A 20,139-nucleotide genomic window follows, 5' to 3' on the forward strand; every position below is an offset into this window, starting at 1 on the left:
CTGGACTAATAGATAAATATGGCTGGCGCTTACTTGAGAAATGACAAATGCTGAATTGGATTAAAAGTAAATTTTCTTCAACTGCTGACAATAGCACTAACTCTGTCCAGGCCCCAGAGACCTCTGAGCCTGCTAGCTTGGCAACGCATCTGCAAGAGACCGGTGCTGACAATTTGAAGACGGCCGGAGATGAGTTTTTTAAAAACAGAAACTTTGTTGAGGCAGTAAAAAGCTATCAGCAGGCCCTGCTGATCCATCCAGAAGATGCAGAATTAAACAATAAACTGGGTGACTCCTGGTATGAGCAACGCAATTGCGTGCAGGCTGAAAAGTATTACCGGCTAGCGCTGGCAATCAAGCCAGATTTTCTGGATGCAGCCATTAATCTGGGTATCAGCCTCGATGAGTTGCGTCGTTATGAAGACGCTGAGCAAGTGTATAAGCAGATACTCCAGTTTCACCCCGAGTCTCACTACGTTTTTTTTAACCTGGGCGTGACGCTGACATCGCTGGGGCACCTGGATGAAGCCAAGTCCTGGTATCGCAAGGCGCTGGCACTCAGAGCCAATTTCAGTCATGCACACTTCAATCTAGCGACTATTTTGCAGCGCCAGTCCTTGCTGGACGAAGCGGAAGATCACTACAAGCAAACCATTAAAATCGATTCCGGCAACTTTGCTGCATTTTGTAACCTCGGCATGATATGCAAAGAGCGCGGCAAATATGATGAGGCAGAAAGCTATTTTAATAGTGCCCTGAAGATCAATGAACTTCATGTAGAAACCCGCAATAATATCGGCTTGATTTTGCAGGAGAAAAACAGGCTGGAAGAAGCGGCACAATGTTTTCAGGCTATCTTGAAAATACGTCCTGACTTTGCAGATGCGCATTGTAATCTTGGTGATGTCTATAAAAAGCAGACTCGCCTTGAGGATGCAGAAAAGTGTTATAAAACTGCGATATCCTTACAACCTGAGATTGCCCGCTTTCATTGCAATCTGGGCATTGTTTATCACGAAACAGCGCGCTACCTTGAGGCAACGGCATCTTATCAACGTGCCCTTAGCCTGGATGCCAATTCACTCAATTTGTTCAGCAATATGGGGAATACCTATTCTGACCGCGGCATGAGGGCAGAAGCTGAACAAAGTTATCGCAGAGCGCTGGAAATAGAGCCCGATCATGCCGAGACCTATGGCAACCTGCTGTTCCTGCTGAACTATGATCCTGTGCGAAGTGCCAGTGAGATATTTGGCGAGTATCAGGTCTATGAAGAAAAGTATGCGCGTCCCCACCAACGCAAGTGGCAGGCATTTGCGAACGACAAGAACCCGCAGCGCCGTATCAGAGTTGGCTATGTTTCGCCAGATTTTCGCCGGCATGCAGTCCAGTATTTTCTCGAGCCTTTGCTGGCACATCATGACTCGTCTGGTTTTGAGTTGTATGCCTATGCAGAATTAAAATATGAAGATGCAGTCACTGAGCGTTACAAGACTTATGTAGATCACTGGGTGCCCACGGCAGGCCTGTCTGATGACGAGCTGGCAGAGAGAATCCGGGCGGATGGCATCGATATTCTGATCGATCTTGCCGGTCATACGGGGAGTAACCGCTTGCAGGTATTTGCCCGCAAGCCAGCGCCAGTGCAGGTTTCGTGGCTGGGTTATGGTTATACGACTGGCCTTAGGGCGATTGATTATTTTCTGACCGATGATACTTGTGCTCCACCAGGCGCTGAAGCCGTATTTTCAGAGCAGCCCTGGCGCCTGGAGACGCCCTCATTTGCATATCGTCCTGCCGATGGAATGGGCGAGGTCAGCACTCTGCCTGCGCTCAAAAATGGTTACATAACTCTGGGTACGCTGACCAGGTCAGTCAGGATCAATCATCTCACCATACGTGTATGGGCAGCGATACTGGAAAAAATAGAAGGCGCAAAATTATTAATCAATAGTGGGAATTTTAAAAATGCCGATTTGCGCCGGGATCTTGAAGAAAAATTTGCTGCACTTGGCATAGACAAGTCCCGCCTGGAAATAGGCTACGATACCCCGCCCTGGAATACCCTGAGAAAGATCGATATAGGTCTGGACTGTTTCCCGCACAATTCAGGTACTACGCTGTTTGAAACTCTGTATATGGGCGTGCCCTATGTGACGCTGGCCGGACGGCCCAGCGTCGGCTTGCTGGGTAGTTCAATTCTGAAAGGCATTGGTCATCCAGAATGGATAGCGCAATCTGAACAGGAATATATAGATAAAGTCGTCGAACTTGCCAGTAACACCAGCATGCTCGCACAAGTGCGTGAGAATTTGCGCGAGCAGATGATACACAGCAAGTTGATGGATGAGGCGGGATTCTCAGCTAAAGTAGATACCGCGCTGCGTAGCATGTGGACTACATGGTGCGAGGGGACGAAGGTATAAGAAGCGAGGGGGAGTGCGGGTGAAGGCTACTACGATACTCAAGCCTCTGTTCAATCAAGCGCACCACTCAAGGCTGCGATCAAGCCTATGAGGGCTTGATTGAAATTGCGGGACATGCATTTAGCATTGTTCCCGCCAGCCTGCTTATGTACAGCTTATTTGCAGCTTATTTGCAGCCTAAGTGCAGCATAAATGCAGGATATTAGCAGCCGCCCTGGCCTGGTTTCAAACCGCGAATCGGGTCACAGACAGTCCCTGTGTTTGCCCATATCATATTACTTTGCCCTGAGCTGATGGAAGGGGTCAATATGATGCTCAACGCAGTTCCTGTACTTGTCGTTGCCCCTGTCGTTGATTGTGTAATCACGCCTGCATTCGAAATGGAGGGGGCTGCATTGGTCAAAAATTTTGAGGTGATGACCGTAGGGATAGAATTGCTGCCCATGACCGTGCAGTTTGACCAGCTATTTTCATTCTGGTAGCAAATGGATAATTCTTTTTTCAGGCTATTGAGTTCGGATATCGCACCAGACGCACGTGTGCGGGAAACATAATCAGAATATTGTGGAAAAGCGATTGCTGCCAGGATGCCGATGATGGCCACCACGATCATCAATTCTATGAGTGTGAAGCCTCGCTGAATTGTTTTTGAATATCTTTGCATTTCTTTCTCCCATCAGCAAAAGCAGTTTAGTTACGTCATAGACGCAAATTTTGTGCCAATCGTTTGACTGCGCTTAAAATTGCCAGCCGTATGCTAAAGCTGAACCCTTAAAGCCACAATTTTTCTTGCATCCAGCTTGCAATTGTTTGCCTTGTTGATACAGGAGAAATGCCCAATAGAAAGTTCGCAAGAAATATAAACTCTTGCAACCGGGAATAGTGCAGAAATATCTGACTATGGAAAAATATCGGCCTGCGTTTTATCCAGTTTGATGAATATCTGACATCAGGCGCGATATTCTTGTCATTTTAGTTTTTTATATTAAAAAATACTAAAACGACAAATGTCAATGACAAAAAACGTCAATGTAATACAAAAATTTGCACTTGTTTCGAAATTGTTACACTTTAGGTCAGTGATTTTTTAATAACGCGAGAAGAATTGCTATTTACACCAGGCGTAATTGACAAATGATGGCCCTGACTTAAAACTCCGATTAAAACCCCAGCGCAGCACCATCCGGGTTGCGCGGGTCTGAATAACCGGCAAAGCCTTGCGGGACTATCTGTATGGTCTGGGTCTTGCCCAGCGTGCCAGTAGGGCGCAGTACCTGGCCTTTTTGCTCCAGCAGGCGCAGCGTGTCCATGCTGATGCCTTTTTCAAAGCGTAGCTGGTCTGGCATCCATTGCTGGTGTATGCGTGGCGAAATGGTGGCTTCTGCCACGTTCATGTCATGGTCTATGACGTTTAATATGGTTTGCAGTGTCGTTGTGATAATGCGGCTGCCACCGGGGCTGCCGGTGACAAGAAAGGGTTTGCCATCCTTGAGTACGATGGTCGGCGACATCGAGCTTAAAGGCCGTTTCCAGCCCTGTACGGCGTTGGCATCACCACCCAGCAAGCCAAAGGCATTTGGTACGCCAGCCTTGACCGAGAAATCATCCATTTCATTGTTCAGGACTATGCCTGTGCCAGTGGCAACGATGCCGCTGCCAAAGTTCAGGTTCAGGGTGTAAGTGGTGGCGACGATGTTGCCGAATTTGTCGGCCACGCTGTAATGCGTGGTCTGGTCGCTCTCATAGGGCAGAGGTTTGCCTGGTTTGATTTCGGCAGAAGGCGTGGCGCGGTCTGGCTGTATTTTCTTGACCAGTTCATCCGCATAAGCGCGTGAAGTCAGGCCCTTGAGCGGCACCTTGTAATAGTCAGGATCACCCAAAAATTCTGAACGGTCAGCATAGGCCAGCTTCATGACCTCGCTCAACTGATGCAGGGTCTGGGCGCTGTTGGCACCCTGTTCCTTGAGTGGGTAGTGCTCCAGCATGTTCAGCATTTGTATGATGTGTACACCGCCAGAACTGGGTGGCGGCATCGAAACCACGTCATAGCCACGATAATTGCCACGCACGGGTATGCGTTCCACTACCTTGTAATTCTTCAGGTCACTGGCAGAAATCAAACCTTCGTGCTGCTGCATTTCAGCGACGATTTTTTTGGCGACCGCACCCTCATAAAATGCAGCCGGGCCTTGCTCGGCAATCAGGCGCAGCGATTGCGCCAAGTCTTTTTGCATTAAGCGCTCACCAGCCAGCATGGGTTTGCCATCCTTGAAAAAGATAGCGCGGCTGGCTGGCCATTTACCGAGCTGATTTTTGCTGGAATCGATGAGTTCAGCCAGATGCGGGGTGATTTCAAAACCCTGTTCGGCCAGGCGTATCGCCGGGGCGATGACATCCTTCCATTTCATGCTGCCATATTTGCGCAAGGCCAGGTCCATGCCTGCCACTGTACCGGGTATGCCAACTGCCAGGTGGCTATACAGGGATTTGCCGGAGATGACATTGCCCTTGGCATCCAGGTACATGTCACGGCTGGCTTTTTCTGGTGCCAGCTCACGAAAATCCAGCGCTATATCCTTGCCTGATTTGCTGTCATGAATAATCATGAAGCCGCCACCACCAATATTGCCTGCGTTTGGCAGCACCACAGCCAGCGCGAAACCGACTGCCACTGCAGCATCTACCGCATTGCCACCACGCTTGAGGATATCAAGGCCAACCTGGCTTGCCAGCGCCTGTTCAGTCGCCACCATGCCAGACTTTGCATATACCGGGCTGATGATGGGGTAGCTTGTATCGTATTTGATGCCTGCAGCCAATTGCGCCTGGCTGGCGGGGCTGACTACAGCGAAACACAGGGGGACGAGCAGACTCAGACATAGCTTGCGGCTGGAAGGCGAGGGCATGCGTATAACTCCAGAAATCATCGATAGCAGAAATAGTAATACCAATTATCGTATTTCGCATAAACAAAGTTTCGCGCCAGCCCAAATAAAAAAAGCCGCCCGGAGGCGGCTTTCATCTAATCTGCATAAATGCAAATTATTTTGCTTCAGCTTCTGCAGAAGTTGCGCCAGCTGGCACAACAGCGATAGCAACAGTAGCGTCACCACCGTGTACAACAGCTGTCACGCCTTTTGGCAGTGTCAGTTGAGATACGTGGATGGATTGACCAGCTTCCAGTTTGGACAGGTCAACTTCAACGAATTCTGGCAGATCTGCTGGCAAGCAGGAAACATCCAGTTCAACAGCAACGTGGCTGATCACTGCAGAAGACAGTTTCACAGCTGGGGATACGTCAGCGTTGATGAAGTGCAGAGGCACTTTAACGTGGATTTTTTGGTTAGGATCTACGCGTTGGAAATCAGCGTGCAAAACCAGTTGTTTGTAGGCGTGGACCTGGAAGTCACGCAACAATACTTTTTCTGATTTGCCATCAACTTCCAGGTCCAGAATGGAAGAATGGAAAGCTTCTTTTTTCAATGCATGGTACAGCGCATTGTGATCCAGAGTGATGGATACCGGGGCTTCTGTACCGCCGTAGATGATGCCAGGTGTTTGGCCAGCAAGGCGCAGGCGGCGGCTCGCTCCGGTCCCCTGAACATTGCGTGCAAATGCGATTACTTTCATGGTGTTACTCCAAAAAATGCAAACCGTTTATTCGGTTTGCGGTGTTGAACCCCCGCGACCAGGGGCCCAGAAAATAGCCCTGCCACCAAGAAGATGGCAGGGCCGAAAAATGATTTAGTCCGTGAACAGGGAGATGACAGACTCGCCCTTGGTGATACGGCGGAAAGTCTCGGCCAGCAAGCTGTCGCAAGACAATTGACGGATCTTGGAGCAGGCACGGGCAGCTTCTGTCAGCGGGATAGTGTCTGTCACGACCAGTTCATCCAATGGCGATTGCGAAATACGTTGTATCGCAGGGCCGGACAAAACAGGGTGAGTACAGTAAGCCAATACTTTCTTGGCGCCACGTTCTTTCAATACTTCAGCAGCTTTGGTCAGTGTACCGGCAGTATCGACCATGTCATCCATGATGACGCAGTTACGGCCTTCAACTTCGCCAATGATGTTCATGACTTCAGAGACATTCGCTTTTGGACGGCGCTTGTCGATGATGGCCAGGTCACAACCCAGGCGTTTTGCCAAAGCACGGGCACGTACCACACCGCCCACGTCAGGGGAAACTACCAGCAGGTCTTCGTAATTTTTGGCAACCAGGTCGCCCAGCAAAATTGGTGAAGCGTAAATATTATCAACAGGGATATCAAAGAAACCCTGGATTTGATCCGCATGCAAGTCCATGATCAGCACGCGGTCTACACCGGCTTCTTCCAGCATGTTGGCAACCACCTTGGCAGAAATCGCTACACGCGCAGAGCGGGGGCGACGGTCCTGGCGGGCATAACCAAAATAAGGGATGGCAGCAGTGATACGACCGGCAGAAGCACGTTTCAGTGCATCGACCATCAACATGATTTCCATCAGGTTGTCGTTGGTAGGTGCGCAGGTGGATTGCAGAACGAATACATCTTTACCGCGGACGTTTTCATTGATCTCGACCATGACTTCGCCGTCGGAGAATTTGGAAACGTCTGCCTTGCCGAGGGGGATGCCGAGTTGTTTGGCAACACCGGCAGCCAGTGCAGGATTGGCGTTGCCAGTGAAAACCATCATGTTGTCATTTGCGCGCGCATTTGCCATGGCTGGGACCTATCGGCTGAGATTTTGTGGGTCTGGCTTATTTTGCATGGGTTTTATACAAAAATGGCCGCTGATAAAACTGAAAAAGCCGCCGCACAATCTATGCGGCGGCTTTAATTTAATGGCAGGGGAAGAAGGATTCGAACCTTCGCATGCCGGAATCAAAATCCGGTGCCTTAACCAGCTTGGCGACTCCCCTACACAACCGTTTGCCTGTTTCCAAGTTCGCCGCTATTTTAGCGTTAAACCGGCTTCAAGCCAAATATTTTTCGATCCCAATTTCTGTGCCATCGGGTGGCTACTCAGTGCTTTTGCTTTCCATGATGTCCAGCGACCGGGCACTTGTTTTAACACTGTGTCTGCTGCCGTCTCGTCGGCAAAGGCACAAAAAACACAAGCTCCAGATCCCGTCATCTTTGCATCGCCGTATTGTGAGAGCCACTTAATGGCTGCATCAACTTGCGGAAACAATGCGCAGGCAACTGTTTGCAGATCGTTTTTCCAATTATGTTTTGCATCACTGGAAAAGTCCGCTATTCTGACCGGATTTGTGTCCCTTGTCAACTCCTTTGCCGAAAAAATTGCAGGTGTAGGGACTTGTACGCCCGGCTCCAGTACCACAAACCAGACGTCTGGCGTGACCAGGGCCTGTAATTCCTCGCCCACGCCTTCAGCAAAGGCATTTGTTCCAAACAGGAAGAAGGGTACATCTGCCCCCAGTTGCAGGGCCAGTTTCATCAACTCATCGCATTGCACACCGGTTTGCCATAAATGATTTAGCGCCAGCAGGGTAGTGGCCGCGTCAGATGAGCCGCCACCCAGGCCGCCGCCCATGGGCAGGTTTTTGCGCAAAGTCAGGTTCGTACCCAATTTGCTGCCGGTATGGCTTTGCAATAATCTTGCAGCTCGCACGATCAGGTCACTGTCCGCAGGCACGCCCTCTATCTCATTGGTTCTGCATATCTGGCCATCGGCGCGCACTTCGACATCCAGGTAATCGCAACGGTCTATCAACTGGAATGCGGTTTGCAGCAAATGATAGCCATCTGCCCGGCGGCCTGTCACATGCAAAAACAGGTTGAGTTTGGCGGGGGCAGGGCAATTGTCCAGTCTGCTCATTTCCATTCATTCACCACAATGCGGATAGAGACATCACCAGCCTGCTCGGTATATCTTTGCAAGTCTATGCGTTTCGGGAAGTTTAGTTGTTCATGCCAGCTGACATAACGCAGCTTCCAGCCCTGTGTAGTCAGGGTCTGGTCTTCTGCTTTCACAGCGGCCAGTTGCTTGCCGTCGATGGCGACAAAGCCTTGCAGCCAGTCGCGCAAACCTGCTACCGGCAAAGACCAGCCCAGGGTATCTTGCAATAACTGGTCAAGGTCGCTGGCAGTGCGCGGTACCTTGCCGTCCTGTTCCAGCGTGGCACCCTGCGCAGTCTGGGTAATGCGCGCCATGGTCTGGCCAAGAGGGGATAAGAGATTGATGCGTATGCCTTGCGCATCCTGTTCCCACTCAAAGCCGCCAGGCAGACTCTGTGGCTTGTCTGCCTGCTGGTACTGGATGGATATCTTGCCGCTGATTTGTATTTTTTGCTGATATTGGCGGGTGCTTGCTGTCGTAGCAGTGCTCGCTGTTGCTGGCACTTGTGCCGGACTGTTCAGGCTGGCGCAACCAGTACTGAACAGGGTGCAAAAAAGAGTGGAGGCAAGCAGCTTGAATGGGGTATTTGATGGCATGGTTGCAGTATGGATCGCGTATGGAGTGAGTACAAATAACAAGGCGGACATTATCTGTCCGCCAGGTGTCATTCTATTCAATTTTCGATGTAAGCATCTTTGACAAGATCAGCATCAGGGTTTGACTTTCAATCTTTCCAGCGTGGATTTCAGGGTCTGATTTTCCGGGTCTTTTTTCAGGGCATCACGCCAGATTTTTTTTGCGTCATCTTTCTGCCCCATGGTCCACAAAACTTCACCCAGATGCACACCTATCTCGGCATCGGGGCGCATTTGATAGGCGCGGCGCAGGGCTTGTTCAGCTTCTTCATACTTGGCCAGCCTGAACTTGACCCAACCCAGGCTATCAAGGATGAAAGGATCATCTGGTGCGAGCTGGTTAGCTTTTTCTATCAGAGTATTGGCTTCATCAAGTTGCACATTGCGGTCAGCAAAAGAGTAACCCAGGGCATTGTAGGCATGCTGGCTGGTGGGCGCCAGTTCTATGACCTTACGCAATGAGGCTTCCATACCCGGGATATCTTTTTGTGACTCGGCCAGCATGGCGAAGTCATAAAGCAAGTCTGGATTATTTGGTGTCTGTTTAATGCCTTGCTCCAGCACGGCCCTGGCCTGATCAGGCAGGTTTGCATCGCGCAATAGCTGCGCTTCTGACTGTATCAACTGGATTTGTTCAGTTTCATTGCTGGCCTTGATTTGCTGTATAAAGGCGCGCGCTTCCAGCAGCCTGCCTTCCTTGGCCAGCAAGAATCCACGGCGTATCTGTACATTGAACCAGGCAGGGTTGCGGCCATCATAAGAATCGACTTGTGCCAGCCAGTCTTGCGCGGCTCTGTAATCCTTGCGTTCAGCTGCAATGCGCGAGAGATTGACCAGTGCAGTGGTCGGGTCGCGCTCTTCACCGCTTTTACCTTCGAGTGACTGCAGGTATTTCAGGAAATAAGCCTCGGCTTTTTGCGGTTGATTACGTTCCATCGCCAGTACACCAAGGGTATAGATCGCACTGACATCATCAGGTTTGTCACGCGCGATGATTTCAAATTCCTGGTTGGCCTGATCCAGTTGTTTCAGGTCTATCAATATGCTGGCATAGGCCAGACGCACATCGCGGGCACCTGGGTTTTTTACCAGAAAGGCCGATAAAGCCTTGGCCGCATCCTCTTGTGAAGACGCCTGCGCAACTGTCAGCGCCGCCAGTTGAGAATCTGACCTGGCTTTCAGTACTTCCTGCGCTTCACTGACGGCGAGCTTGTTGTCACCCTTGACATAGGCACCCTGGGCCAGCGCCATATGGGCATCGGGGCTATCTTTATACGGTTGCAGCAGGGTGACCAAGGTATTGTATGCACCATTCTTGTCACGTGCGCGCGACAACAGGCGCTGTACCTGCAACATCATGACACCCAGTTGTTTGGGGTCAGATGACTTCAGCTTTTCGGTATAGACAGACTGGATTTCAGCCAGATTATTATTCATCACCATGAAGCCCAGGTAATACTGGGTGGCTTCATTTGAATTAGGTGCCAGCTCGCGCCACAGGCGCACAGCCTGCAAGGCCTCGCCAGATTGTTTGGCGGCCAGCGCGATTTCCGCAGCCCGTTTGGCAATACGCGGATCGCGGGTCTGTTCTGCCACAGAGTACAGAATCACATAGGCGCTTTGCCAACTGCCACGCTGGAAGGCGATTTCTGCGGTGACGATCTTGTAGAATAATTCCTCGGTCAGCTTGACTTCAGGCAAGGGGTCTTCATACACCGGTGCACTGGCTACACCGTTCAGTGTCTTTTCTGCAGACAGGGCCGCCTGTGCAGCATCACTGACATGATGCGTGTCCTCGGCAGTTGCGCCTGGTTTGCCTACGCTTGCACAGCCGCTGATCAGGGCCGCGCTCAATACCAGAGCCGCAGGTCGCCACAGTGCAGCAGCAGACATGGATGATATTGCGGATACAATAGGGTTAAATATGAGAGTAGGCAGTGTTTTCAAAACGAATCCGGATTTGACGTTGATGATTGATTTTACGCTGAAGCAGCGCAACTGTGGGTTTCACTGCATATATACACTGTGTCAGATTGTAATGGTAAAAGTTCCCTCACATGCCAGAATTACCTGAAGTTGAAGTGACGCGCCGTGGTGTCGAGCCGCACCTGACAGGCAAGCTGGTCACTGACGTGATCATGCGCCGTGCTGGCTTGCGCTGGCCTTTTCCCACCAACTTGCCTGCTTTGCTGGCAGGCAGGCGCATCCTGGCGACGGGGCGCAGGGGTAAGTATCTGCTGTTGCAATTTGAGCATGGTACCTTGCTCATACATTTAGGGATGTCCGGTCATTTGCGCGTGCTGGACAAAAATCTGCCACCGGCCAAGCATGATCATATTGATATTGTTGTTGGTGAGTTTGCCTTGCGCATGACAGACCCACGTCGTTTTGGCGCGGTACTCTGGCATGACGCTGCTGATGGCGACCTCGAAGAGCATCTGCTGATACGCCAGTTGGGCGTAGAGCCGCTGGAAGCCGGATTTAATCCAGAATTATTGTATAAATTAACAAGAAACCGTAGTGCGCCCATCAAACAAGTCTTGCTGGCCGGGGATATTGTGGTCGGTGTTGGTAATATTTATGCATCAGAAAGTTTGTTCCGGGCCGGCATCAACCCTAAAACTCAGGCTGGACGCATCAGCCTGAAGCGCTATACTTTACTGGAAGCGGCCATACGGGCGACCCTGGCGGCAGCGATTGAGGCGGGTGGCAGCACTCTTAAAGATTTCATGGGCGTGGATGGGCAAAGCGGGTATTTTCAGCAATCTTACTTTGTGTATGACCGCACTGGCGAACCCTGTCGCGTTTGTGGCGAAGCCGTCAGACAGATAAAACAAGGACAACGCAGTAGCTTTTATTGTGCAAAATGTCAGAAATAAACCCACAAATCTGGCTGAAATGTAAGCAAAATTCGATTTACGCGTATTTTTTTAACGCTTCCATATATACTTGGAATATCAAAAAAGTTAACTGAGGGGAACATGAGCAATCTGGTTCAGAAATTCCAGGAGTACAGCGACTGGCGCAAAGGAGTGGTCAAAGCGCTGGAGCAGTACCGGACATGGATACATGGATCGGATATGGCCGATGCCGCCAGTGATCAGCGCATTGCGCGTTTGATGGAACGTCTGGTTGATGACAAATTGTCTATCGCTTTCGTTGCAGAATTCTCACGCGGCAAGTCAGAACTGATCAATGCCATATTCTTTGCAGACTACGGTCAGCGCATATTGCCGTCTTCTGCCGGTCGCACCACGATGTGCCCGACCGAGCTTTTGTATGACGACACTATCCCGCCCTGCATACGCCTGCTGCCTATAGAAACCCGTGCCGAAGCGCAATCGACCAGTGAATACAAGGGCCAGAGCCATGTATGGACGGTACTGCCGCTGAATATCAATTCCGGCGACGGCATGCTGGAAGCCTTCAAGCAAGTCAGTCTGACCAAGAAAGTCAGCATAGACGTGGCCAAACAATATGGCCTGTTTGATGAAAACGACCCCGATGCACCGCTGGAAGTCGATGAAGATGGCCTGGTAGAGATTTCCCAATGGCGTCATGCGATTATCAATTTCCCTCATCCTTTGTTGAAGGAAGGCCTGATCATTGTCGATACGCCGGGTCTGAATGCGATAGGTACCGAGCCTGAACTGACACTGAATTTGATTCCGAATGCGCATGCCGTTTTGTTCATTCTGGCCGCCGACACTGGCGTGACCAAGAGCGATATCGATGTCTGGCGCAATAATATAGGCAATGGCCCTGGCCGCATGGTGGTCCTGAACAAGATAGACAGCATGTGGGATGAATTGCGCACGCCTGAAGAAGTCGAAGCGCAAATCGTCCGTCAGGTAAGCACGGTTGCGCATACTCTGGGGTTGGAAGAAAAGCAGATTTTCCCTATCTCGGCGCAAAAAGGCTTGGTTGCCAAGATCAATAAAGATGCACCTTTGCTGGCACGCAGCCGCCTGCCTACGCTGGAATATGCCTTGTCCAAGGAATTGATACCGGCCAAGCAAAACATCATCCGCGCCCAGATGTCTTCAGAAATCAATGAAATCATCCATGCGCAACAGGCAGTTATCTCTGCCCGCAGCCGCAGCATGGTTGAGCAAATGATGGAATTGAAAAGCCTGCGCGGCAAGAATATGAACGTCATAGAACACATGATGAAGCGTATCGATGCCGAGAAAAAAGAATTCGATGCCAGCCTCTTGCGCATGCAGGGCACGCGGTCGGTGTTTACCCGTTTATCGACTGAGGTCTATACCAGCCTGGGCATGGATATCCTGCGTGAAGAAATCCGTAAATCGCGCGAAGCCATGGAAAAGAGCAGGTTCTCGGTGGGCCTGCGTGAATCGGTCAGGCAATTCTTTTCTCAGGTTAAACTGAACCTGCAAACATCGAATAAAAAGACAGATGAGATTTCGGAAATGATGACGGTCATGTACCGCAAGTTTTCGACTGAACATGGTCTGGCCTTGTCGTCACCCATGTCTTTCTCTCTCGATAAATACATCAAGGAAGTCGAAGCGATTGAAGGTGTGTATCAAAAGCAGTTCAGCACCGCCACTTTGCTGACGACACCGCAAGTTGTGTTGATGCACAAGTTCTTTGATTCTGTCGCTGCCCGCGTCAAGCAAAGCTTCTTGCAAGCCAACCGCGATGTTGAAGCCTGGCAAAAAGTCGTCATGGCACCGCTGGAAGCACAGATACGTGAGCACAAAGGGCAGTTGAAAAACCGCATGCAATCGATACAGCGCATCCATGTGGCAACCGACAGCCTGGAAGACAAAATATCGTCGTTCGAGAGCTTGCAGGCAGATATCGATGCGCAGAAAAAAGCGCTGACCGATCTCGAAGACACACTGCGTACAGCATTGACGGCAGAACTGACTGCGCTCCGGGTGGCTGCCTGAAATAATGAAGTCTAAAGCATCACGTAGCAAGGCTGACCTCGCGGGTCAGCCTGAGCTTGCTACTACCCACTCAAGTTTATACGTCGATCCCAGTTTTTCTGCAGCGCTCATTACCTGGCAAAAACAGCATGGGCGCCACGGCTTGCCCTGGCAGCAAAGCCATGAGGCTTATCGCGTCTGGCTGTCTGAAATCATGCTGCAGCAAACGCAGGTCACGGCAGTTATTCCGTATTACAAACGCTTCCTGGAAACTTTTCCTACCGTGTTTGACCTGGCGGCCGCACCGGCCGGACAAGTCATGGAACACTGGGCCGGCCTTGGTTATTACACCCGCGCCCGTAACCTGCATCAGTGCGCCAAACAGGTGGTGGATAAATACCAGGGCAAGTTCCCGGCTGACCCCGCCTTGCTGCAAGAATTGCCCGGCATAGGCCGCTCAACGGCCGCTGCGATCACGGCATTTTCTTATGGCACGGTAGCAGCAATTCTGGATGGCAACGTCAAGCGCGTATTTGCCCGTGTGTTTGGCATAGACGGCTATCCCGGCACCAAACCAGTAGAAGACAATATGTGGCTGCGCGCCCAGGCTTTATTGCCCGCACAAGACATAGGCGCTTATACACAGGGCCTGATGGACCTGGGGGCTACGGTATGCACGCGCAGCAGCCCCAAATGCACGCTATGCCCTTTCCAGACACGCTGCGTGGCTTATGCACAAGGCAGGACCGCAGAGCTGCCAGTACGCAAACCAAAAAAAGCGCAAAAAGAAAAACAGGCCATCATGCTGCTGGTGCAGGATGGCGCAGAAGTCTTGCTGGAGCGCAGGCCACCCACTGGCATCTGGGGTGGTTTGTTATCCCTGCCAGAGCTGGCGGGCATGCAAGAATATAGTGGCGAGGATGATGCGTTTTCTGTCGATGCGCAAATGGCGACTGTGCGTGAGCGCGCCAGCCGTTTTGGTGACATCGCCAGCATCCAGGTCTTGCCGGTTTTTGCCCATGTATTCACCCACTTCAAATTGCATATCCTGCCGGTGCATGTGCAACTCAAAAAACGTCACCTGCAAGTTGCAGAAGGTGAGCTTGGCTGGCATCCGCTCAGTGAAGCAATGCAACTGGGTTTGCCTGCACCTATCAAGGCTTTGCTGAGTAATCTTGGCACGCAATCACAACTGCCATTTACTGATTGAGTAATTCCGCTTAGACTCCTGAAGTTGCTATTAAAGTAATCAAGTCATTAAGTAAGCAGTTTCAGGAGACCACTTTGAACAAAAGATTCATGCTCAGGCTCATGTCTGGCCTGGCGCTATGCAGTGCAGTGACAGCACATGCCAATGCCGCAGCCACTACTTCACCCACCAAGGCTTGCCGCCTGCCAGAATTCCCGCAAGAAGTGCAATGCGGTCAGGTGCAAAGACCTTTGAACCCGGCGCAACCGCAAGGCAAGCAGATCGATATCCAGTATGTTGTGATCCCTTCGCAGGACAGGAATAAATTGCCGGATGCCGTTTTCCTGCTGGCCGGTGGCCCAGGCCAAAGTGCCATCAGCGTTGCCAGTTGGGCGACCACCTTGATGGCACGCCTGAACCGTCGCCGTGACCTGGTGTTTGTTGATCAGCGTGGCACTGGCCGTAGTGCACCGCTGGAATGTCCTGAACTCGAAAAAGCCGAAGAAGTTTTATCTCCGGAACAAAGAGTCAAAGTCACCGACGACTGCATGCGCCAGTTGCAGACATTACCTTATGGCGAGCTGCAATACTTTGGCACCAGCATTGCCATGCAAGATCTGGAGGCGGTACGCCTGAAGCAAGGCTATGGCCGCGTCAATGTCGTCGGTGCTTCATATGGCACGCGTGCCGGGCTTGAATACCTGCGCCAGTTCCCGCAATCCGTACGCCGTATAGTGCTTGACGGCGTGGTGCCACCAAGCATGCGCCTGGCCAGTGCCGATGCACAAAAAGCGCTGGATGCTTTGTTCAGGGATTGCAAAAAAGAAGCCGCCTGCAATGCCAGTTACCCGGACCTGGAAAATCGCTGGAAAAAACTGCTGGCCAGCCAGCCGCAGAAAATCATTATCACGCACCCACGCATGGGCACGCCCATCAAGACCGAGATGACGCGTGACAGTTTGCTGGGCCTGGTTCACAAGTCCTTGTACAGCCCTAATTCGCTGTCCGCTTTGCCATATGCGCTGACGCAGGCAGAGCAGGGCAATTATGCGCCGCTGGTGACCATGACAGGTGCAACCAATTTGCCTGGCCCTGGTGGCATTTCTTACGGCATGCATTTCTCGGTCTGGTGTGGTGAAGCTTTCGCACAGTCGGCAAGTTTGCCTGCCAATGATGATTTTGAAAAGCTCATGGCTGATCAATACACCCAGACTTGCAAAAAATGGCCGCGTAGCGAGATACCGGCAGAGTTTTTCAAAGTGCCCGCCTCGGCTTCGCCCGCCCTGTTGCTCAGTGGTGGTCTTGATCCTGTTACCCCCACCAGATATGGCGATGAAGTTGCCAAGGCGCTGGGCCCGAATGCCCGCCATGTCGTCATAGAAAATACTGGTCACGGTTTGTTGGCCCAAGGCTGCATACGCGATGTAGTACACCGTTTTTTAAATGCCAAAGAAGACAGCGAAGCCGTCAAGGTCGATACCACCTGCGTGCGTCAGATACCGCGTGCACTGGCCTGGCAGGCACCCGTGCCGCCCGCTGTCAACAAAGCTGGCAAGGAGGCCAAGCCATGATTATCGTCAATGACTTGCACAAAGAATTTGTGCGCCTCGGCAAATCCTCAGGCAATGCTTTTGTCAATGCTGCACGCAGCCTTGGCTTGCTGAAAAAAACCAGTGAAGTGGTGAAGGCTGTTGATGGCGTCAGCTTCAGCGCCAGTGATGGCTGCATCACCGGTTTGCTGGGCGCAAATGGCGCAGGCAAAACCACCACGCTGCGCATGATCGCTGCACTCTTGCAATCCGACGAAGGGCAGATCATGGTTGACGGCACAGCAGTCAAGGCCGGTACTTCATCGACCCAGTCACATATGGGGGTCTTGTCAGATGCGCGTGGCCTCTACCCGCGCCTGACTGCGCGTGAAAATATTCATTACTATGGCTTGTTGCATGGCATGGACACTGCCCATGCAGAACAGCGTACCCAGCAACTGTCGCAATGGCTGGATATGGATAAATTGCTGGACCGCCGCACCGATGGTTTCAGCCAGGGTGAACGTATGAAAACCGCGCTGGCAAGAGCACTGGTGCATGATCCCAAGAACATCATTCTGGATGAACCCACCAACGGTCTGGACGTCGTCGCTACCCGCGCGCTGCGGGAATTTTTGCGCTTCCTGCGCTCGCCAGAAGGCGGCGGCAAGTGCATCATCTTCTCTACCCACATCATGCAAGAGGTAGAACGACTGTGCGACCAGGTTGTCATCGTTGCCCAGGGCAAGGACGTGGCGCATGGCACGGTAGAAGAATTGCTGGCGCAATCCGGTGAAGATAATTTTGAAGATGCCTTCGTCAAACTGGCATTCCTGCATCCACAAAAATCTCTGACAGGAGTGAATTGATGAAAGCCACTTTAGCTATCCTGCGCAAGGAGTTGCGTGACGCCTTGCGTGACCGCCGCACCCTGATGGTAGCCCTGATCAGTTCATTGCTGGGCGTGCCACTGATGCTGCTGATTTTCTCGGTCGTGCTGACCCAGGTTGAATCGCAGGAAGAAAAACGTACTGTCCTCGTCAAGGGCATAGAGCATGCACGCGGCCTGGAAAACTTCATCCTGCGTCAGGGTTATCAAATCAAGACCGCGCCTGATGATTATGCTGCCAAATCGCAAAGCAAGGAACTTGACCAGCCCGTCTTGCTGATCCCCGATGATTTTGATGAGAAGCTGGCATCAGGTGGCAAGGGTGTTCTGGAAATAGCCTTTGATACCTCAAACCGCCAGGCAGAATTTGGTGTGCGCCCCCTGCGCCGTTTGCTGGATGGCTATTCGCAGGAGCTGGCTACATTGGGGCTGGCCATGCGTGGTGTGTCGCTGGAATTATTGCAGCGTCTTGACATACGCGAACGTCATATCAAAAAGCCGGAAGAACGCAAAGCTACCATCACCACCATGCTGCCCATGATGGTTTTGATGGCCATTGTCCTCGGTGGCATGTATGCCGCGATTGATACCACGGCAGGTGAACGTGAGCGCGGTTCGCTGGAGCCGCTGATGATGAACCCAGTCAGCGGCTGGCAACTGACCATCGGCAAATGGGGCGCGGTCGCGATTGTTGGCATGGGGGTAGTCGTGCTGACCATCTTCAGCTTCTTCCCTTCACAATGGCTGATCCATAATGAAACCCTGCGTGCTGAATTCCAGTTCAATTTCAAGGATGCGATGGGCTTCTTGCTGGTTTTGCTGCCACTGGCCGCCAGCGTCGCGGCGATACAGATTGCCATTTCACTGGATTGCAAAAGCTATAAAGAAGCCCAGGTACGCAACCAGCTGGTGACCATGTTCATCCCCTTTGTATCATTGGTACCTATCCTGTTCCCAGGCCGTGAACCTTCATGGTTCCAGTGGGTGCCAGTGCTGTCACAAAACCAGATGATGAACCAGGTGTTGAAAGGCGAAACCCTGAGTGTGGTGGCAGTTGGCATCGCCTTCATGGTATGTGCCCTGATGAGCCTGGTCAGCCTGGCGTATATTTCGCAAAAAATGCGCAGGGTAGTGATGCATTGAATATGCAGAACTTGGTACATGGATACGTAAATTGAATAAAACAAAATTATTGTGAATAACCTCAAACACCATTTTTATTTTTCCGTCTTGATAGCGATCGCCAGTATCAATGCGCAGCCATGCTCCGCGGCAGATGCGCCTGCCGCAGCAATACCTGTCAATGAAGACACCAGTGCTGAAAATATCAATCGTTATCGGCGACTGGCAGAAAAAGACCCTGAGCAATATTTACCGCAACTGGCGAAATTACTAAGTGCACACGGACGCACTTATGCCATGATTGGTAAGATGAAGGAGGCGCGTATACCCGATGAAGAAGCGCTGAATATCTATCGCCAGTTATCGCAAAAATACCCTGGCAAGTATATGGCAGAGCTGGCTGACGCCCTGATTGACGTTGGCATCCCGTATGAAGCCGAGAGCCGGATGCAGGAGGCACAGGCCAGTTATGAAGAAGGTTTGTTCATTTACCGCAAGCTGGCGCTCAGCAATCCGGAAACGTATCAAGAAAAAATAGCCATTGCTTTGAGCAATTTGAGCAATAGCTATTTGGACCAAAAACGTTTTGATGACGCTATAGCAGCCAGCGAAGAAGCGCTCAGCATTTATAGACAATTGGCGAAGAGTCAGCCGCTTCTGTATACAACGCATTTAGCGCAAAATTTGACCAGTCTTGCAAATGTGTATTCCGAGTCTGAACGCAACAAGGAGGCACTGGCTTTATTTGATGAAGCGATCGCCGTATACCGCACTTTGAAGAGTGCCAATGCCAGTTTTAATCGAATAGATATGGCATTGACGCTGCGTAGCAGAGGCTTGTTGTATCGCAAGATAAATCGAAAAAAGGAAATGCAGCTCGATTTTGAAGAGGCGACGGTCATGTTCCGTAATGTGGCAGAGAAAATACCGGATTTTTACTTCGCGATGGCACGGGTGATGCTTGAATCCCTGGCTTCTCAATACGCGGCACAAGGGCGCTATCAAGATGCGCGTATTCTGTTCGAAGAAGTTGTGCAACTTTATCGCAAGAGAGAGCAAATGAGTCCCGGCTCATCGATTGCCGATCTTGGCCGCAGCTTGTTGAATTTAGGCATACTCTGCCAGGAGGAGGGACGCTGGGATGAAGCGCGTCAGGCGTATGAAAAATCTATTTCATTTTGGCGACAGGCCGCGAAAAGAAATCCGGAAACATTTCAACCCAAGGTTGCTCATACCATGATTAATCTGGGCATGGTTCACCGCCAGCAAAAGCAAATGCAATCTGCCAGGCTGATGCTGGAAGAAGCAGTTTCAATATTGAAAGCATTACCAGGCAAGTCGCCACAATACCAGGCCGAAATTGACCGTGCCAGCCAGGTGTTGCAAAAGCTCTGATTATTCATTGCTTCAGGTGTTTTGCAGAGCTGATAGGCAATCAATGACAATCATGGGATAGTCATAAAAAAACGCACCAGAATGAAGTGACCCCGTAAAGTTGGACGTTTAATTATTTAAGTAGCCAAGGACTGAATTCTGTATTGCACAGGACTCAGTCCTTTTAGTTTGACCTTGATCCGGTCGTGATTATAGTAGTGAATATAATC

General features: G+C 51.1%; 16 protein-coding genes and 1 tRNA gene. 8 read left to right on the forward strand and 9 right to left on the reverse strand.

Features of this window, described 5'->3' with window-relative positions; translation table 11 throughout:
* Window positions 1–137: 137 nt before the first annotated feature.
* On the forward strand, window positions 138–2,426 hold the full coding sequence (locus ACO0LI_RS19810) for a tetratricopeptide repeat protein (protein WP_423034720.1): 2,289 nt from the start codon (window positions 138–140) through the stop codon (window positions 2,424–2,426).
* Between the two features lie 202 nt (window positions 2,427–2,628).
* On the opposite strand, the gene ACO0LI_RS19815 is transcribed toward ACO0LI_RS19810, so the two are convergent.
* The 8 genes from ACO0LI_RS19815 to ACO0LI_RS19850 form a co-directional block, all read right to left on the reverse strand.
* The gene (locus ACO0LI_RS19815; protein WP_422952281.1) at window positions 2,629–3,090 is read right to left on the reverse strand and encodes a pilin; all 462 of its coding nucleotides are present in this window, start codon (window positions 3,088–3,090) and stop codon (window positions 2,629–2,631) included.
* A gap of 496 nt (window positions 3,091–3,586) precedes the next feature.
* Entirely contained in the window at window positions 3,587–5,332 is a 1,746-nt protein-coding gene (ggt, locus tag ACO0LI_RS19820; RefSeq protein ID WP_423034722.1) for a gamma-glutamyltransferase, read from the reverse strand.
* A 136-nt stretch (window positions 5,333–5,468) separates the two neighbouring features.
* Window positions 5,469–6,056 carry a 50S ribosomal protein L25/general stress protein Ctc gene (locus ACO0LI_RS19825; RefSeq protein WP_422952283.1) on the reverse strand — a complete coding sequence of 196 codons (588 nt, stop codon included), beginning with the start codon at window positions 6,054–6,056 and terminating at the stop codon, window positions 5,469–5,471.
* 114 nt (window positions 6,057–6,170) lie between these two features.
* Window positions 6,171–7,133, reverse strand: a complete 963-nt coding sequence (locus ACO0LI_RS19830; protein ID WP_162039708.1) for a ribose-phosphate pyrophosphokinase — start codon at window positions 7,131–7,133, stop codon at window positions 6,171–6,173.
* A 122-nt stretch (window positions 7,134–7,255) separates the two neighbouring features.
* Window positions 7,256–7,332: transfer RNA gene (locus ACO0LI_RS19835), tRNA-Gln, on the reverse strand.
* 32 nt (window positions 7,333–7,364) lie between these two features.
* Window positions 7,365–8,252 carry a 4-(cytidine 5'-diphospho)-2-C-methyl-D-erythritol kinase gene (gene ispE, locus ACO0LI_RS19840; RefSeq protein WP_422952284.1) on the reverse strand — a complete coding sequence of 296 codons (888 nt, stop codon included), beginning with the start codon at window positions 8,250–8,252 and terminating at the stop codon, window positions 7,365–7,367.
* Window positions 8,249–8,920, reverse strand: a complete 672-nt coding sequence (lolB, locus tag ACO0LI_RS19845) for a lipoprotein insertase outer membrane protein LolB (protein ID WP_423034724.1) — start codon at window positions 8,918–8,920, stop codon at window positions 8,249–8,251. Before lolB ends, ispE begins: the two co-directional genes overlap by 4 nt.
* A 63-nt stretch (window positions 8,921–8,983) precedes the next feature.
* A complete protein-coding gene (locus tag ACO0LI_RS19850) occupies window positions 8,984–10,801 on the reverse strand; it encodes a tetratricopeptide repeat protein (protein ID WP_423034726.1) in 1,818 nt (605 codons plus the stop codon).
* 164 nt (window positions 10,802–10,965) lie between these two features.
* Here ACO0LI_RS19850 and mutM point away from each other — a divergent pair, with 164 nt between their 5' ends.
* The 7 genes from mutM (at window position 10,966) to ACO0LI_RS19885 (ending at window position 19,930) form a co-directional block, all read left to right on the forward strand.
* Window positions 10,966–11,787 carry a bifunctional DNA-formamidopyrimidine glycosylase/DNA-(apurinic or apyrimidinic site) lyase gene (gene mutM, locus ACO0LI_RS19855; protein WP_423034728.1) on the forward strand — a complete coding sequence of 274 codons (822 nt, stop codon included), beginning with the start codon at window positions 10,966–10,968 and terminating at the stop codon, window positions 11,785–11,787.
* Between the two features lie 102 nt (window positions 11,788–11,889).
* The gene (locus ACO0LI_RS19860; RefSeq protein WP_423034730.1) at window positions 11,890–13,827 is read left to right on the forward strand and encodes a dynamin family protein; all 1,938 of its coding nucleotides are present in this window, start codon (window positions 11,890–11,892) and stop codon (window positions 13,825–13,827) included.
* Window positions 13,828–13,831: 4 nt separating this feature from the next.
* The gene (mutY, locus tag ACO0LI_RS19865) at window positions 13,832–15,016 is read left to right on the forward strand and encodes an A/G-specific adenine glycosylase (protein ID WP_423034732.1); all 1,185 of its coding nucleotides are present in this window, start codon (window positions 13,832–13,834) and stop codon (window positions 15,014–15,016) included.
* A gap of 74 nt (window positions 15,017–15,090) precedes the next feature.
* The gene (locus ACO0LI_RS19870; RefSeq protein WP_423034734.1) at window positions 15,091–16,566 is read left to right on the forward strand and encodes an alpha/beta hydrolase; all 1,476 of its coding nucleotides are present in this window, start codon (window positions 15,091–15,093) and stop codon (window positions 16,564–16,566) included.
* The gene (locus ACO0LI_RS19875) at window positions 16,563–17,393 is read left to right on the forward strand and encodes an ATP-binding cassette domain-containing protein (protein ID WP_422952291.1); all 831 of its coding nucleotides are present in this window, start codon (window positions 16,563–16,565) and stop codon (window positions 17,391–17,393) included. Before ACO0LI_RS19870 ends, ACO0LI_RS19875 begins: the two co-directional genes overlap by 4 nt.
* Window positions 17,393–18,556: an ABC transporter permease gene (locus ACO0LI_RS19880; protein WP_423034736.1), complete on the forward strand. Its 1,164-nt coding sequence runs from the start codon at window positions 17,393–17,395 to the stop codon at window positions 18,554–18,556. The genes ACO0LI_RS19875 and ACO0LI_RS19880 overlap by 1 nt, the downstream gene beginning before the upstream one ends.
* Window positions 18,557–18,922: 366 nt before the next feature.
* Window positions 18,923–19,930 (forward strand): tetratricopeptide repeat protein, encoded by a 1,008-nt coding sequence (locus ACO0LI_RS19885; protein ID WP_423034738.1) that lies wholly within the window; start codon window positions 18,923–18,925, stop codon window positions 19,928–19,930.
* A gap of 116 nt (window positions 19,931–20,046) precedes the next feature.
* On the opposite strand, the gene ACO0LI_RS19890 is transcribed toward ACO0LI_RS19885, so the two are convergent.
* The coding region (locus ACO0LI_RS19890) for an IS3 family transposase (RefSeq protein WP_423034746.1) at window positions 20,047–20,139 on the reverse strand (93 nt) is incomplete at its 5' end.

The sequence above is a fragment of the Undibacterium sp. Tian12W genome, assembly GCF_049339405.1.
In the GTDB taxonomy this organism is placed as follows: domain Bacteria; phylum Pseudomonadota; class Gammaproteobacteria; order Burkholderiales; family Burkholderiaceae_D; genus Undibacterium.

Excerpts from the sequence above, each read along its gene's own strand:
- ACO0LI_RS19885 (WP_423034738.1), top strand. The coding sequence starts at position 18,923 with ATGGCAGAGCTGGCTGACGCCCTGATTGACGTTGGCATCCCGTATGAA.
- ACO0LI_RS19850 (WP_423034726.1), bottom strand. The coding sequence starts at position 10,801 with ATGTCTGCTGCTGCACTGTGGCGACCTGCGGCTCTGGTATTGAGCGCG.
- ggt (WP_423034722.1), bottom strand. The coding sequence starts at position 5,332 with ATGCCCTCGCCTTCCAGCCGCAAGCTATGTCTGAGTCTGCTCGTCCCC.
- lolB (WP_423034724.1), bottom strand. The coding sequence starts at position 8,920 with ATGTCCGCCTTGTTATTTGTACTCACTCCATACGCGATCCATACTGCA.
- ACO0LI_RS19860 (WP_423034730.1), top strand. The coding sequence starts at position 11,890 with ATGAGCAATCTGGTTCAGAAATTCCAGGAGTACAGCGACTGGCGCAAA.
- ACO0LI_RS19825 (WP_422952283.1), bottom strand. The coding sequence starts at position 6,056 with ATGAAAGTAATCGCATTTGCACGCAATGTTCAGGGGACCGGAGCGAGC.
- ACO0LI_RS19875 (WP_422952291.1), top strand. The coding sequence starts at position 16,563 with ATGATTATCGTCAATGACTTGCACAAAGAATTTGTGCGCCTCGGCAAA.
- ACO0LI_RS19830 (WP_162039708.1), bottom strand. The coding sequence starts at position 7,133 with ATGGCAAATGCGCGCGCAAATGACAACATGATGGTTTTCACTGGCAAC.
- ACO0LI_RS19880 (WP_423034736.1), top strand. The coding sequence starts at position 17,393 with ATGAAAGCCACTTTAGCTATCCTGCGCAAGGAGTTGCGTGACGCCTTG.
- ACO0LI_RS19815 (WP_422952281.1), bottom strand. The coding sequence starts at position 3,090 with ATGCAAAGATATTCAAAAACAATTCAGCGAGGCTTCACACTCATAGAA.
- ispE (WP_422952284.1), bottom strand. The coding sequence starts at position 8,252 with ATGAGCAGACTGGACAATTGCCCTGCCCCCGCCAAACTCAACCTGTTT.
- mutY (WP_423034732.1), top strand. The coding sequence starts at position 13,832 with ATGAAGTCTAAAGCATCACGTAGCAAGGCTGACCTCGCGGGTCAGCCT.
- mutM (WP_423034728.1), top strand. The coding sequence starts at position 10,966 with ATGCCAGAATTACCTGAAGTTGAAGTGACGCGCCGTGGTGTCGAGCCG.